Here is a 14930-nt window from a genome sequence, read left to right on the forward strand (position 1 = left end):
TTTTTGTTTTTTAATCATGAAAATCCGACGATTCGGACTATTTAATTTCTCAAAAATCTATTTAAAGTTTTCTTAGCTTCCAAAACATCATGAACTCTCAAAATTTTTGCGCCCTGCTGCAAAACTTTCAGATGGAGTTTTTGAGTTTCTTCATTAATGTCCAGAGGAGATTTTCCTAAAGGTTTATAAATGAAAGATTTTCTTGAAATACCGATCAGTAAAGGGAATTTTCCGAATCCTAAATACTGTACTTCGTCAATCATTTTCATTTGATCTTCCACTGTTTTACCAAATCCGAAACCGGGATCAAGGATCAGATCTTTCACACCTAACTTGAGCAATTCTGCCGTTTTTTCTGAGAAATAACGATTTTCTGAAAGAATAATATCTTCAAATTGTATCTTATCGTGCATCGTCTCATACGTAGGATTTACGTGCATCAGAATATACGGCAGCTTTGTTTCTGCAACAGTTTCAAACATTTTATCATCATACTGACCGCCGGAAATATCATTGATCAGATCAATGCCCTCATTAAAACCAAATTTTACGGTTCCGGAATAAAATGTATCCAAAGAGATCAAAGCTTCCGGAAATTCTTTTTTAATGAGAGAAATGATATTTCCGATTCTTCGGATTTCCTCTTCAGAAGTCAGAAATTCTGCATTCGGTCTTGTGGATTGCGGTCCGATGTCGATGATTTCAGCACCATCTTTCAGCATTTTTTCAGTCTGTTCCAGCGCAGATTTTTCATTGTTAAATTTTCCGCCGTCTGAAAAAGAATCCGGAGTGAGATTGAGAATTCCCATGATTTTCGGGGCTGATAAATCTATTAATCTTCCATTGCAGTTGATGGAGTGAAAGTGTTCAACGGTTTGAGTGTTGGAGAATGACAGAGCTGGGAAGCCTGATGGTTTATGAGTAAACATTTTGGAATTACAAATTGAGTTTATTCTACAAAAATAACATAAAAAAGAAACGCACAAATCTGAAAATATCATTTAAATGCCCATTAACCACACCATAGATAAACGCTCCTCCCTCAAACTCATAAACGCTCTCACCCAAAAACGCCCAAACTCTCCTATTCCGAACCCCTCCAACACACAAAAATTCGTATATTTGGAAGATTAAGAGAATTTATGTCACAAACATCAGTACAGTTCGGGAAAGTTATCAGTCAGTGCCGCGAATTATTCAGCAAAAAATTACAGGATTACGGCGCAGCTTGGAGGGTTTTAAGACCAAGCTCAATTACGGATCAGATTTACATTAAAGTCAACAGAATCCGCACGTTACAAATGACTGACAAAAAAATGGTAGACGAAAGCGAAGAGGATGAATTCATCGCCATTGTGAACTACTCCATCATCGGACTGATTCAGCTTGAAAAAGGTTTTTCCAACGATTTTAATGAAAATAAAGAAGAGATTTTAAAGCTTTACAATCATTATGCGACCGAAGCACAGCAATTAATGGAAAGAAAAAACCATGATTACGGTGAAGCCTGGAGAGACATGAGAATTTCTTCGATTACGGATCTTATTTATCAAAAAGTTTTAAGAACCAAGCAAATCGAAGACAATCAAGGCGTTACTCTTGTTTCTGAAGGATTGGACGCCAATTATTTTGATATGCTGAATTATGCGGTGTTCTGTCTGATAAAATTTTCTGAAAAAACAGCCAGTGTAGAATAAAAAAAAATTAATTATGATAAAAGGTTTATTACGATTCCTACTTGCGATTATTTTCATCCTTTCAGGATTTGTAAAAGCGGTTGATCTGGTTGGTTTTTCCTTTAAAATGGAAGAATACTTTGCCCCGAATGTTTTTAATATGCCGTTTTTCGAGAAATTTGCACTGCCGCTTTCCATATTTGTAGTGGTTTTGGAACTTCTTCTGGGCTTTATGCTTTTGATTAAACTGAAACTTAAATTCACGCTTTCTGCATTAATTGCACTTTGTATTTTCTTTGGTTTCCTTACCTTTTATTCTGCCTATTACAATGTGGTAACAGATTGCGGATGTTTTGGAGATGCCATTAAATTTACACCGTGGCAGAGTTTTATTAAAGACATTGTGCTTCTGGTAGGATTAATTGCTGTTTTTATTCTTTACAGAAAAGATTTTAAGAAAAAAGATGCGTACAGCTACAGTGCAAAGAAAGAGAGAGGAAATAAATTCAAATATATTCTTCTGGGCATTTTTTCTGTTGCCATGATTGTAGTGGGTGCTTATGGAATTATTCATGAACCTGTTATCGATTTCCGCGATTATAAAATCGGAACCGATCTGAGAGCTGAAAAAGCTAAAATTGCTAAAAATCCGTCCCAGTATAAAACGTTTTATTCCCTGAAAAACTCTAAGACCGGAGAAGTTCTGAAAGTGAATCAGGATGATTATATCAAAAAGACAGAATATTGGGCAGAAGGATCGCCCTGGAAAATAGAGGAAGGAAAGAATGAATCTGTTCTGGTAAAAGAAGGCTACAAATCTGAAATTGCAAAATTCAAGCTTGAAGATACTACGGGAATGGATATGACTCAGGAAGTTATCAATGCTCCGAAAGCTATTTTAATTTTCACGTACTATCCTCAAAATGTTTCTCCGGAAATGATCAGACAGCTTGAAGCTAAAATAAAAACTCGGGGTACAACTGCTGTTTACGGAGTTTCAACGCTTCCGAATACCTTTAAAACCATTAAAAATTTGATGATGGATGCTACAGCAATTAAAACCATCGCAAGAAGCAATCCTTTTATACTGGTTCTGGAAAACGGAAAAATTGTTGACAAACAGCCTGCAAAAGATTATCTGAAATAAAAAAACACTAAAATTTAAACTATATCAATGCAAAAGTCTAACAAACCCATTGCCGGTTATCATTTATTGATGATTCTTTCTTCTGTAGACGGAGAATTTGCTCCGGAAGAAGGAATGCTTGTTCAGCAGTATTTAGCCGATGAATTTCCTTTTAAAATGAATCTTGATAATGAGCTTGAAACCATTGCCCTGCTTCAGCCGGAAGAATGGAAAGATCATTTTGAATTTCACGCGCGTTGTTTCTACGACGATTCTACAGAAGAGGAAAGAACAAGTTTCATCCAGTTTGCGAAAACGCTGATTAAGGCGGATAATAAAGTGACGGATGAAGAGCATACTTTTTATACGCTTTTGAAAAATCTTTGGAATATTAATCGATAATTGAGTCATTAGAAGTTAGAAATTCGTTTCTGACTTTTAGTTTTTAACTTTAAAATAAAAGAAACTATGAGAAGAAAAATAGTTGCAGGAAACTGGAAAATGAACAAAAATGTAATTGATGCCCAACAATTAATGGTTCAGTTACTAAGCTATAAAAACAATAATACTACGAACTGCGAAGTATGGATCGCTCCTCCGTCTCTGTATCTGATGATGGCAAAAGATGTTTTTGAAAAGGATGAAATCGGCGTTTTCGCACAGGATATCAGTGAACATGAAAGCGGAGCGTACACAGGAGAAATCTCTGTAGATATGCTGGAATCTATTGATGCAACAGGTTCTTTAATCGGGCATTCTGAAAGAAGACAATATCACGGAGAAACAGATTCTCACTGCAACAGAAAGGTAAAATTAGCTTTGGATAAAGGTTTGATTCCTGTTTACTGTAACGGGGAAACATTGGAACAGAGAAAAGCAGGACAGCATTTTGAAGTGGTGAAAAATCAGACTGAAGTAGCTCTTTTCACGCTTACCGCAGAGGAAATTAAAAAAGTAGTGATCGCTTACGAACCAGTTTGGGCAATCGGAACCGGAGAAACAGCGACGCCGGAACAGGCACAGGAAATCCACGCTCACATCAGAAGCATTATCGCCGCAAAATACGGACAGGAAGTTGCTGATGAAGTTTCTATTCTTTACGGAGGCTCTGTAAAACCGGATAATGCAAAGGAAATATTCTCTCAACCTGATATCGATGGTGGTCTAATTGGTGGAGCTGCTTTAAAACTGGAAGATTTTTCTAAAATTATTGAGGCTTTCAACTAATAGCAAGTAAAGCTGTGAAAAAATTTATACTGCTGTTTCTGGGAATATTATTATTTGACATTCTTTATGTATTTATCTACGACCAGTTTTTCATCGGTTAAAACCTGAATTTTTACAGTATCCGTTATCGATAATTAAAGTTTTGGCGAGCTCACCTGCAGTATTGTTTGATCCGTTACTGCCCTTTTATGCGCCAATTCCTTTTTATAAGGTATTCCTGATACTTTTAGGAAATGTTTTCATACAGACATTTTTGATTTACAGGATGTTCTTTAAAAAGAGAAGATCTACAGAAAATGAAAAATAAAATCCGGCGGCATCTTCGATGCCGCCGGATTTTTTATAATCAGAGTTTGTAAAATTAAAGTTTGTGCTTTTGTATTTTAGATGGTCTGCTCTTCATGCTTTCCTTCTTTGATCTCCTCGACCATCTTTGCATTAAAGGCTGGAAGATCTTTCGGAGTTCGGCTTGTTACCAAACCATGATCTACTACAACTTCGCTGTCTTCCCAGTTCGCTCCCGCATTTTTAAGATCTTTGTTGATTGAATCTACCGATGTCATTTTTCTTCCTTCAACTACTTCGGCGTTAATAAGAATCTGTGGTCCATGACAAATGGCTGCAACAGGTTTATGCTGTTGGAAAAAATCTCTTACGAAAGATAAAGCAGTTTCGTTGGTTCTTAACTGATCCGGATTGATAACGCCACCCGGTAAAACCAATGCATCATAGTCTGAAGCGTTGGCTTCATCTAAAGTTTTATCAACATTGTATTCCTTTCCCCAGTCTTTTTCTACCCATGCTTTGATGGTTCCGGATTCCGGACTGATGATGTGGGCTGTCCAACCCTGCTGTTCTAAATGTTCTTTTGGAGATTTCAATTCGCTTTCTTCAAATCCATGTGTTGCTAAAATTGCAATTTTCTTTGACATAATTTTATGATTTAAGTGTTGTACCGGTTATCTTGAAAAAATGATACCGTTTTTATCCTTACATTTTATAAAATTTGTTAAAGTATTTATTTTGGGACTGAAAATTACTTTTATTACTATTGATGTTAAAATTTATAAATCCGACTTCTATCCTAGCCCGGATTGCAGCAATTGTCTGAGCTCGTTTCTAATATTTAGGGTTGCGGCGGCTCCGCCGCCGCAACCCTAAATATTAGAAACAGCGAGTGCGGAAAGCCGGAAAAAGCTCCTGATATATTTCAATAAAAAACGCACCAAAATCAATTGATGCGTTTTCTTATTATTTTTACAAAAATTATTTTTTGTCTTTAGATCTCTGTAAAACTTCGTCTACCATTCCGTATCCTTTTGCTTCTTCGGAAGTCATCCAGTAATCTCTGTCGGAAGCTTTTTCTACCCAGTCATAAGTCTGTCCTGAGTGCTCTGAAATAATTTCATAAAGCTCTTTTTTAAGCTTTAACATCTCTCTTAAATTGATCTCCATATCAGAAGCCACCCCTTGCGCACCTCCTGAAGGTTGGTGAATCATTACTCTTGAGTGCTTTAGAGCAGAACGTTTTCCGCTTTCTCCGGCAACCAAAAGAACCGCTCCCATTGAAGCTGCAATACCGGTACAGATTGTTGCTACATCAGGCTTAATGATCTGCATCGTGTCGTAAATTCCTAAACCGGCGTAAACACTTCCACCCGGAGAATTGATATAAATCTGAATATCTTTTGAAGGATCTGCACTCTCTAAGAAAAGAAGCTGAGCGGTTACGATATTCGCCACCTGATCGTCAATTCCTGTTCCTAAGAAAATAATTCTGTCCATCATCAAACGGGAGAAAACGTCCATTTGTGCAACGTTTAATCTTCTTTCCTCCATAATGTACGGCGTAAGACCTGTAGGACCATACATTCCCATATACTGATCGGTTGCCAAACCGTTATTTCCTAAATGTTTTACAGAGAAATCTCTGAATTCTTTTTTAATGTCCATATGCTTGTTTTGTGTATTACATTTTACGAGGTTGAATTTACAATTTTTATTCCTAAAATTTTATAAGACTTTTTGTCATAAAGTTTCAATAATTAACAGATTATTTCCTATTATCTGTCAGTATAAATACCAGTAATTGCAGAATAATTTAAAATTTTAGCCAATTCCTTGGAAACCATCGTGAGCATCTGAATTTTCTTAAGCTGTTCAAAATATTTAGATTCATCGGATTCTGCATATTCTGCCAATTCTCCTTTTGCTTTTGATATCAGGAAATTAACATATCTGAATTTATGAATCAGAATATCTCCTGCCACCTGCTCCGGAATTTTATCTCCGTAATTGGGTGAAAAAATATTTCTTGTGGTCCAGTCGTTCAGCTCACTGTAAATATTCATGGAATTAACGGCTGCTTTACTCAGCTCCTCATCCATTAATCCGAAAAAGAAATTTCCTTTTCGGAGTTCCTCTTTTTCAATTCCTTCTTTTATATAGTCTACGATTCGTTTGTTCAGTTCCACCTGAAATTCGTAGTCGTCTTCTTCAAAATGGTGGAGAATTTCTTCAATCACCGTAATATCATATTGCTGCTGATCCGGCGCGGTTCTGTGAAGAACAACATCTCCGTAATTGAGCATATGATTGATAAGATCATTTTCAAGTTTCGTCACATTAAAAAGTACCGGATCAATATAATCTCTCGGATCATTTACTACTTCAAGCTTTGCAGGTTGTTGCGCTTCCGTTTTAATCTGTGCTTTATGCGTCTGATTTTGGGTGATCTGCTTCTGAACATCAAGCTCATTAAACAGACTTTGCTCAGAAAGTCCGAATTTTGTAGAAACCTGCTTCAGATACACTTCCCTTTTCAAAGCATTCTGAACAAAGGAAACCGACTTCACAATGTCTCTGATGGCTTCAGCTTTCTTAATCGGATCATCTCCAATTTCCTTGAAAAGAATTTCAGCTTTAAAATCAATAAAATCCATCGCTTCATTTTCGATGAATTTTTCCACATATTCCTGCGGATGTTTTCTGGCGAAAGAATCGGGATCGTCTCCGTCCGGAAACAGCATCACCCGAATATTCATCCCTTCCGTCAAAAGCATATCGATACTTCTGAAACTGGCTTTAATTCCTGCATTGTCCCCATCAAAAAGAATGGTTACATTCTCCGTTAATCTTTTGATAAGCTTAATCTGCTCCGTAGTTAAAGAAGTTCCGGAACTTGCCACCACATTTTCGATTCCCGACATGTGAAGCGAAATAACGTCCATATAACCTTCTACCAAAAGACAGACATTCTTACGCGAAATTGCCTGTTTGCTTTGGTTTAAACCATAAAGAACGTTAGATTTATGATAAATTTCCGTTTCCGGAGAGTTGAGATATTTGGCTGTTTTTACGTTATTTTTAAGAATTCTTGCTCCGAATCCTAAAACCCTGCCCGAAAAACTATGGATCGGAAAGATTACTCTTTCACGAAAACGGTCGATTCCGGCAGGAGAATTTTCAGGGAAAATCGAAAGTCCCGATTTCTCCAGAATTTCTTTTGAATAGCCTTTTTCCAAAGCATATTCTGTAAAAGCGTTCTTTTTTTCAGGCGAATATCCGAGCTGGAATTTTTTAATGATATCATCACGAAGTTCACGCTCTTTAAAATAAGAAAGACCGATTGATCTCCCCTCCTCCACTTCCCAAAGAAAATTCTGAAAAAAATCGTTCGCTACTTCATGGATTTTGTACAATAAATCTCTTTCCGACTGTGCATTTTTTGCTTCTTCGGAAAAATCCTTCTGATCTTCCTCAATTTCAATTCCGTATTTTTTTGCCGCGTGACGAAGTGCTTCAGGATACGTGAAATTTTCGATTTCCATTAAGAAAGAGATCGCTGTTCCTCCTTTTCCGGTAGAGAAATCTTTCCAGATCTGTTTGCTTGCCGAAACAACGAAACTCGGTGTTTTCTCGTCATGAAAAGGACTTAACCCTTTGAAATTAGACCCTGCTCTTTTGAGCTGTACATATTCTCCAACGATTTCTTCTACCCGAATCGTGGAAAATATTTTATCTATGGTCTGTTTGGAAATCATGCTGCAAAAATATACAAAAAAATCTATAGAGAACAGTATAAATTTAGTATAAAAACATCTTAAAATTATCCTGAAAAGTTTTATAAATTTAATTGATTTGAATGACCGCAAAAATTGAAAATACAATTATTTGATCTAATTTTACACCTGAATTTTTTACCGTAATTCATTATCTTTGTTTAAAAATATGCAATTCACGATTCAACATATGGAAGACTGGCAGAATATTGCCGAAACCGTCATTTCAAAATTAGAGCATAACATTTTACTTTTAAAAGGAAATCTGGGCGCCGGAAAAACAACTTTCACCCAATTTCTCCTTAAAAATCTTGGAAGTACAGATGAAGTAAACTCACCCACCTATTCCATTGTTAACGAATACAATACCCCAAAAGGAAAAGTATATCATTTCGATTTATACCGTTTAAAAAACATTGAAGAAGTGTATGATATCGGAATGGAAGAATACTTAGACCATTCATTTCTTTGCATTATCGAATGGCCGGAAGTGTACGAAGAAGATCTTTACGGTCTCAAATACCACGAAATGAGCATCATTAATACCGGAGAAAACAGAGAAATTTCATTCGAGTAAATATTATGTATATTTGCTCCTGAATTTGAATGTAAAATAACGATCTGTAAGAACCTAATTATTTAAAAGGATGAGTACTACAAACATTTTTACTCCTTTTACCGAAGAGGAACTGATGCCGAAAGAAGAAAAACTGGAGGTCATTAAAAAAGGAAAACAATTCAGCATAGGAATTCCTAAGGAAACTTCCCTGAATGAAAGAAGAACCTGCATTACGCCCGATGCGGTACAGGTTTTGGTAGAAAGTGGTCATGAAATTATCATAGAATCCGGAGCCGGACAAGGTTCGTTCTTTACAGATCTTCAATATTCTGAATCGGGAGCCAGAATTACAAACGATCCTAAAGAAGCTTTCGGACAGGATTTAATTTTAAAAGTCAATCCGCCGACAGAAGAAGAAATTGAGTATATGAAACCTAATACCTATCTTGTATCGGCACTTCAGATCAATTTGAGAGATAAGGATTATTTCTTAAAGCTTGCAGAGAAAAAAGTAAATGCCATTGCATTCGAATTCATTGTAGACGAATACAAACAGTTAGCTTTAGTAAGATTGGTCGGCGAAATTGCAGGAACGGTTTCCATTCTTTATGCTTCCGAGCTTCTAGCTTTATCCAATGGTTTAATGTTGGGCGGAATCACAGGAGTAAGACCCGCTGAAGTGGTTATTTTGGGAGCAGGAATCGTTGGAGAATTTGCAACAAAAGCAGCCATCGGTTTAGGCGCAAGTGTAAGAGTTTTCGATAACTCTCTTTCAAAATTAAGACGGCTTCATACTTTGGTTGACAGTAGAGTTCCGACTTCCATTATCGATCCGAAAGAGCTGAAAAAAGCGTTAAGAAGAGCCGATGTTGTGATCGGAGCCCTTCCAAGACTGAATATGACACCCATCGTTACCGAAGATATGGTAATGAAAATGAAAAAAGGAAGCGTAATTATTGATATTACCATCGACAACGGAAAAGTAATCGAGACTTCCGAACTTACCACCATGGAAGATCCATACATTATTAAGCACGGCGTAATCCACTGCGGACTTCCAAACCTTACCTCAAGAATGCCGAGAACCACAACAAAAGCGATCTCCAATTTCTTCCTTTCCTATATTTTAAATTACGACGAAGAAGGCGGCTTCGAAAATATGCTGGTTCGCAAAAACGAAATGAAACAGAGTCTTTATATGTACAAAGGCAGACACACGAAGAAAATCATCTGCGACCGTTTCGGACTTACCTATCACGATATCAATCTTTTAATTTTCTAATGAAAAAACTGAAATTCTATGCAATCGGTCTTGTACCGGGATGTATTATTGTATTTTTTATCTTAAATAAAAAAGGCGCAAGCTGCAGCGGTTATCTTCCCAACAGCCGCGTTATTGCAGAAACCCTGTCTAAAGATTTTAAATATTCTGAAACAGCAAAAGCAGAAATGGCGACATTAAAAGTTGATGAAAAATTTCTGAAAGACAGTATCATCACCAAAGGAAAGATTGATTTCGACAGAAGCCATGCACAGAAAAAACCATGTCCTGATTATCTTCTAACCTATCCCGAAGAAAAACCAACTTTCGAAATTACTTACGAAAAATGTGAGGAAAATGTAACGGTGAATTCTTTGAAGAAATTGAAATAAATTATCAGTCTGCTTTGCGAAGCATTTATGCCTTTGCTTCTTTTAAATTTAGAATTATCTTTATTAAAACTTTGCGTTTAAATAAAAAATAAAGATGCTTCGACAAGCTCAGCATGACATGTCGCAAATACCGAGTGTTTGGTTTAAAATAGAAAATAAAAAGAAGTAAATAAATTTTCAATCCATGGAAGGCAATTACTACATGATTCATGATTATTGGATATTCATCGGAGTATTTGCGGTTTTCTTTTTTTTAACAGTAAGCATTTATTTATTCAGCCAAAATCAGAAATTTAAAGTAAAAAATGCCAAGCTTTCGACTGCCAATAAAATGATTCAGGAAAGACTGAATGAAGTACAGCTTGGACACATCGGAACAAAACTGAATCCGCATCTATTCAAAAACATCCTTAATTCGGTGCAGTCTCATGCTTATCAGACGTATATGTCGCTCGATAAACTTGCGAATGTTTTAGACTATATTCTATACGAAAGCAATAACAAATTCGTAAGTCCGAAAGAAGAATTAAATTTTGCTTTAAGTTTAATTGAGATCAACAAAATTAAAGTAAATCCGCTTTTTGATTTCAGAATTAAATCGAAAATCAATAAATCGGATGAAATTTACGAAGAGAAAGTTTTTGCCCCTCTTCTTTCGGTAGATCTGATTGAAAATGCCTTTAAACACACTGATTTCCTTGCTTCAGACTCTTTTATTTCCATTCAGCTTGAACTTGAAAAAAGAATTTTCACGATGAAAGTAAGCAATAAAGCTTCACTGAAAAATGTTCTCGAAAAGGAAAAAAGCGGCTTCGGAAGCCAGTCTCTGGATCAAAGGCTGAAAATGATCTACAATAATTTTTACACGCTTCAGAAAAGTTCAAAAAACGGTATCTTCACGGCAGAATTAACAATCAATTTAGGAGATTTCTATGATAAAATGCGCTATTCTTGATGATGAATTACTGGCAATCAGCTATTTAAAACTTCTATGCGAACAGATTGAAAATGTAGAAGTTGTAAAAGCATTCAATGATCCTAAAATTTTTCTAAACGAAATTGTAAACATCGACTGCAACGTCTGTATTTTAGACATCGAAATGCCCGGAATGAACGGACTTCAGGTTGCAGAAGCCATTTCAGGCTCAAAAAAAATCATCTTTACCACCGCTTACAAAGAATATGCAGCAGAAGCATTTGATTTAAATGTGGTTGATTACGTCCGAAAACCCATCAAAAAAGAAAGGTTAGTACAGGCTTTTGAAAAAGCAGCGGAATTGCTCCAAAAGACGAATAAAAAAGATTTTATCGAGTGGAATACCAACATCGGCAAAACCGTAATTTTTACCGACCAGATTGCCTACATCAAAACTTCGGAAATCGACAGTCGGGACAAAGAAATTCTTCTTAAGGACGGAACCGCTATTGTTTTAAAAAACCTGAATTTCAAAAACCTTCTGGAAATGCTTCCCGCAAAAGATTTTGCGCAGGTCAACAAAAAAGAAGTTGTTGCTTTATCTGCTGTAAAAGTATTTTCCACCAACGAAATTATTACTACTGTTTCTCTGGGAAATGACCGCTTTTTAAAGCTTCAGATCGGGGAAACCTACAGGAAATCTCTTTCTGATTTATTGGGACATTAGATTTCACTGCAAAATTCTTTCTTTTCATTACATTTGATTAAAAATCATCTTTTTTTTTCCGATTTTCTTAGCAATTTTGTCTAAAATTTGGAATCATGAATTGGGGAAAATACAGAAACATTATCTTTTATATTTCCACCATTATTGTTTTTTCATCACTGATGTACTTTTTCATCATTGAAGGACAGACTTTGGAAATCGGAGAAAAGATCATTACAAAAACAAACAACAGTTCCAGTTGGGACAATTTTTTAGAATCATTCAAGACCAATCTTCACCATCCTTTAGCTTTATTACTGGCGCAAATCGTTACGATTATTCTTGTTGCAAGACTTTTCGGCTGGATTTGTATGAAGATCAAGCAGCCTTCCGTGATCGGTGAAATGATCGCGGGAATTGTTCTGGGACCTTCCCTTGTAGGAATGTACTTTCCGGAATTTTCGGCATTTCTTTTCCCGAAAGAATCTTTAGGAAATCTTCAGTTTTTAAGCCAGATCGGACTTATTCTTTTCATGTACATTGTGGGAATGGAACTGGATCTAAGTGTTTTAAGAAAAAAAGCACACGATGCAGTAGTCATAAGTCATGCAAGTATTATTATCCCTTTTGCCTTGGGAATTGGTCTGTCTTATTTCATTTATAAAGAATTTGCACCGGAAGGAATTCAGTTTACCTCATTCGCGCTTTTCATCGCTATTGCCATGAGTATTACCGCTTTTCCCGTTTTAGCAAGAATCGTTCAGGAAAGAAATCTTCAGAAAACCAAACTGGGAACGGTAGTCATCACTTGTGCAGCAGCCGATGACATTACGGCATGGTGTATTTTGGCAGCCGTAATTGCTATTGTAAAAGCCGGATCGTTCGAAAGTTCACTCTATGTAATTCTGATGGCAATTGCCTATGTATTTTTCATGATTAAAATTGTAAGACCGTTCCTGAAAAGAATCGGAGACTTACAGGCAGGAAAAAGCACCATCAACAAACCCATGGTTGCGATTTTCTTTTTAACCTTGATTCTTTCTGCTTATGCTACGGAAGTTATTGGGATTCATGCGCTTTTCGGAGCTTTTATGGCAGGAGCGATCATGCCTGAAAATGCAAAATTCAGAACATTGTTTATTGATAAAGTTGAAGATGTGGCATTGGTTCTTCTTCTGCCCCTTTTCTTTGTATTTACAGGACTTCGTACCCAGATCGGATTACTGAATGACAGTCATCTGTGGATTACAGCAGGATTCATCATTTTAACCGCAGTGATCGGAAAATTTGCAGGAAGTGCGTTAACCGCAAAATTTTTAGGCATCAACTGGAAAGAAAGTTTAACGATCGGAGCCTTGATGAACACCAGAGGTTTAATGGAACTTATTGTCCTGAATATCGGTTATGATCTGGGCGTTTTAAGTCCTCAGATATTTGCTATGATGGTAATTATGGCGCTGTTTACAACTTTCATGACGGGACCTGCGCTGGATTTCATCAATTTTCTATTTAAATCTAAAAAAGATGATGAGGAATCTCCGGTAAATGATGCGAAATACAGGGTATTATTATCTTTTGACCATCCTGAATCCGGAAGCACGCTGCTGAAACTGGCTCATGATTTCACCCATAAAATGAACGGCAATAAAAGCATAACCGCCATGAATATTGCTCCCGTGAACGAAATGCACGCTTACGATATTAATGAATACGAAAATGAGCAGTTTAAAAATGTAATAGAAACGTCCAACGATCTGAATCTTGAAGTCACAACGCTTTTTAAAGCTTCCAATGATATTGAAAACGATCTTACCCATATTACCAACAAAGGAAATTACGATCTTCTTCTGATTATGCTCGGAAAATCGATGTATGAGGGAAGTCTGTTGGGGAGACTTTTAGGTTTTACGACGAAGATCATTAATCCTGAAAAACTTTTAAATACGGTAAAAGGGAAAGGAAATATTTTCAACAACTCTCCTTTTGACGATTTTACATTACAGATTCTGGATAAAACCCAGATTCCTGTTGGTATTCTGGTGGAAAAAGAATTTACTTCCGCAGACAAAGTTTTTGTCCCGATTTTTAATTTAAGCGATTTTTATCTGCTTGAATATGCCAAAAGACTCATCAATAATAACAATTCCCAGATTATTATCTTAGATGTTGCAGGACAGATCCGGAATAATATTGAAGTGAAAGAACTCATCCGAAGCATTGAACAGGTTGCGCCCAATCACATCACTTTATACAATGAGAAAAAAATTGAGAAAGAATTTCTGAATTCGCAGGATTTAATGCTTATCAGCAGCAAAAGCTGGAAAAACCTCATCGATACGAAAAGCATATGGTTATCGGATATTCCGTCAACGTTGATTATCAGCAATCCTTAATGATTTGAATAATGAATTTTGCTGTACTGATGAATTACATAATTTTAATCGACAATAAAATTAATTTCACATTCACTTTTTTGAGAAAAGATTTCTTATATCTATTTGATAATATTTACAAAACCATTAATAAGAAGTCCAAAAGTAAGATCCCCAAAAAAGCCAATTGAAAAAGCAGTTAAGCAATGTTGCCATGATAATTTTCCTTTATGAAACTTACTTATTATTCTCAGCAATGGAGCAAGAACTGCCAAGCCAATTATAAATGAAGCCCCTATTATTCCCCATTTAAAAACAAATGTATTAATTCCTGATAATGGTTCAGGAAAATTAACGGTTCTACGAAAAAAAATTCCTAATGAGAGAAAAATATAGATAAGTATAGTCCAAATAATTTTTACATTTGGATTAATCTGTCTATTGATATTTGTTATAACAATTTTAATATCACTATTAGACTCTTCAGAATCTGTACAAGTTGTATCCTTCTTAACTTTAGGAATATTGATTACGGTTTCCTCATAATTAGCTGAACTGAATGGATCAAAACCAAAATCAATAAAAAAATTTTTCATTTAAATTATGTGGTTTAAAGTTTTCATTAAAACTAAAA

General features: G+C 35.9%; 15 protein-coding genes. 10 read left to right on the forward strand and 5 right to left on the reverse strand.

Features of this window, described 5'->3' with window-relative positions; translation table 11 throughout:
* Window positions 1-41 precede the first annotated feature (41 nt).
* A complete protein-coding gene (gene folP / locus H6W53_RS09180; RefSeq protein WP_185206479.1) occupies window positions 42-809 on the reverse strand; it encodes a dihydropteroate synthase in 768 nt (255 codons plus the stop codon).
* Between the two features lie 333 nt (window positions 810-1142).
* Between folP and H6W53_RS09185 the strand changes: the two genes are divergently transcribed.
* From H6W53_RS09185 to tpiA, 4 genes are all read left to right on the forward strand, one after another.
* Window positions 1143-1697: a DUF1599 domain-containing protein gene (locus H6W53_RS09185; RefSeq protein WP_185206285.1), complete on the forward strand. Its 555-nt coding sequence runs from the start codon at window positions 1143-1145 to the stop codon at window positions 1695-1697.
* A gap of 13 nt (window positions 1698-1710) precedes the next feature.
* Complete coding sequence (locus tag H6W53_RS09190) at window positions 1711-2823, forward strand: BT_3928 family protein (RefSeq protein ID WP_185206287.1); 1113 nt, start codon at window positions 1711-1713, stop codon at window positions 2821-2823.
* A 27-nt stretch (window positions 2824-2850) separates the two neighbouring features.
* Complete coding sequence (locus tag H6W53_RS09195; protein ID WP_076392410.1) at window positions 2851-3204, forward strand: TerB family tellurite resistance protein; 354 nt, start codon at window positions 2851-2853, stop codon at window positions 3202-3204.
* A gap of 66 nt (window positions 3205-3270) precedes the next feature.
* Entirely contained in the window at window positions 3271-4029 is a 759-nt protein-coding gene (tpiA, locus tag H6W53_RS09200; protein ID WP_076392408.1) for a triose-phosphate isomerase, read from the forward strand.
* A gap of 383 nt (window positions 4030-4412) precedes the next feature.
* Here the strand turns inward: tpiA and H6W53_RS09205 are convergent, their stop codons facing one another.
* From H6W53_RS09205 to dnaG, 3 genes are all read right to left on the reverse strand, one after another.
* Window positions 4413-4961: a type 1 glutamine amidotransferase domain-containing protein gene (locus tag H6W53_RS09205; protein ID WP_185206289.1), complete on the reverse strand. Its 549-nt coding sequence runs from the start codon at window positions 4959-4961 to the stop codon at window positions 4413-4415.
* Between the two features lie 334 nt (window positions 4962-5295).
* Window positions 5296-5982: an ATP-dependent Clp endopeptidase proteolytic subunit ClpP gene (gene clpP / locus H6W53_RS09210; RefSeq protein WP_076392404.1), complete on the reverse strand. Its 687-nt coding sequence runs from the start codon at window positions 5980-5982 to the stop codon at window positions 5296-5298.
* A 110-nt stretch (window positions 5983-6092) separates the two neighbouring features.
* The gene (gene dnaG / locus H6W53_RS09215) at window positions 6093-8072 is read right to left on the reverse strand and encodes a DNA primase (RefSeq protein WP_185206291.1); all 1980 of its coding nucleotides are present in this window, start codon (window positions 8070-8072) and stop codon (window positions 6093-6095) included.
* A gap of 187 nt (window positions 8073-8259) precedes the next feature.
* On the opposite strand from dnaG, the gene tsaE reads away from it, so the two are divergent.
* The 6 genes from tsaE (at window position 8260) to H6W53_RS09245 (ending at window position 14317) form a co-directional block, all read left to right on the forward strand.
* Window positions 8260-8667 carry a tRNA (adenosine(37)-N6)-threonylcarbamoyltransferase complex ATPase subunit type 1 TsaE gene (tsaE, locus tag H6W53_RS09220; protein WP_185206294.1) on the forward strand — a complete coding sequence of 136 codons (408 nt, stop codon included), beginning with the start codon at window positions 8260-8262 and terminating at the stop codon, window positions 8665-8667.
* A 70-nt stretch (window positions 8668-8737) separates the two neighbouring features.
* On the forward strand, window positions 8738-9931 hold the full coding sequence (locus tag H6W53_RS09225) for an alanine dehydrogenase (protein WP_185206296.1): 1194 nt from the start codon (window positions 8738-8740) through the stop codon (window positions 9929-9931).
* On the forward strand, window positions 9931-10302 hold the full coding sequence (locus H6W53_RS09230) for a hypothetical protein (RefSeq protein ID WP_185206298.1): 372 nt from the start codon (window positions 9931-9933) through the stop codon (window positions 10300-10302). Before H6W53_RS09225 ends, H6W53_RS09230 begins: the two co-directional genes overlap by 1 nt.
* A gap of 184 nt (window positions 10303-10486) precedes the next feature.
* Window positions 10487-11257 carry a histidine kinase gene (locus H6W53_RS09235; RefSeq protein ID WP_185206300.1) on the forward strand — a complete coding sequence of 257 codons (771 nt, stop codon included), beginning with the start codon at window positions 10487-10489 and terminating at the stop codon, window positions 11255-11257.
* Complete coding sequence (locus tag H6W53_RS09240; protein WP_185206303.1) at window positions 11235-11945, forward strand: LytR/AlgR family response regulator transcription factor; 711 nt, start codon at window positions 11235-11237, stop codon at window positions 11943-11945. The genes H6W53_RS09235 and H6W53_RS09240 overlap by 23 nt, the downstream gene beginning before the upstream one ends.
* Window positions 11946-12040: 95 nt before the next feature.
* Window positions 12041-14317 carry a cation:proton antiporter gene (locus tag H6W53_RS09245; protein WP_185206306.1) on the forward strand — a complete coding sequence of 759 codons (2277 nt, stop codon included), beginning with the start codon at window positions 12041-12043 and terminating at the stop codon, window positions 14315-14317.
* A gap of 101 nt (window positions 14318-14418) precedes the next feature.
* Here the strand turns inward: H6W53_RS09245 and H6W53_RS09250 are convergent, their stop codons facing one another.
* Complete coding sequence (locus H6W53_RS09250) at window positions 14419-14892, reverse strand: hypothetical protein (protein WP_185206308.1); 474 nt, start codon at window positions 14890-14892, stop codon at window positions 14419-14421.
* Window positions 14893-14930 lie beyond the last annotated feature (38 nt).

Source organism: Chryseobacterium sp. C3, from assembly GCF_014218905.1.
GTDB lineage: Bacteria > Bacteroidota > Bacteroidia > Flavobacteriales > Weeksellaceae > Chryseobacterium > Chryseobacterium mucoviscidosis.